We start from the raw sequence: 546 nt of genomic DNA, 5'->3' as shown, positions 1-546 counted from the left end.
TGGATCACCTCCTTAACGAACGCTGGAGGTTTCGGTCAGAGTCCACACGAATTACTTGGTCAATGAGAAGAGAGCAAAGGGTCTTTCGGGCCCGACTTGGCTTGTCGTGAGACAGGCAAAACCGGGTCTGTAGCTCAGGTGGTTAGAGCGCACCCCTGATAAGGGTGAGGTCGGTGGTTCAAGTCCACCCAGACCCACCAGAATTTCGCTGCTCGTCGTTATCAAAGCACTTGCATAGCAGGCTATGCGGCGCACTTTGATGCCTAGATCAGCAAAATTCTTGGCTACTGTAAGGGGCTGTAGCTCAGTTGGGAGAGCGCCTGCCTTGCACGCAGGAGGTCAGCGGTTCGATCCCGCTCAGCTCCACCAAAACTACCCTGAACGGAATGTCCTGGCAAATGTAGTGTACAGAAACGAATGTTTCAGAATGCTGAAGCCTTCCTTTCTGATCACTGGGTCAGAATTGCTCTTTAACAATTCGGATGAGATTGAAACACGAAGCTTTGTTCTTCTAGTTCAGAACAGAGTTTCAGCGATAACGATCAA

General features: G+C 50.4%; 2 tRNA genes. Both read left to right on the top strand.

Features of this window, described 5'->3' with window-relative positions:
* Positions 1–123 precede the first annotated feature (123 nt).
* Positions 124–200: transfer RNA gene (locus ACFOZ5_RS13355), tRNA-Ile, on the top strand.
* A 93-nt stretch (positions 201–293) separates the two neighbouring features.
* A tRNA-Ala gene (locus ACFOZ5_RS13350) sits at positions 294–369 on the top strand.
* Positions 370–546 lie beyond the last annotated feature (177 nt).

This window comes from Marinobacter lacisalsi, assembly GCF_042651045.1.
GTDB classification, from domain to species: Bacteria; Pseudomonadota; Gammaproteobacteria; order Pseudomonadales; family Oleiphilaceae; genus Marinobacter; species Marinobacter lacisalsi.
This window is presented reverse-complemented; position numbering and strand designations above follow the sequence as displayed.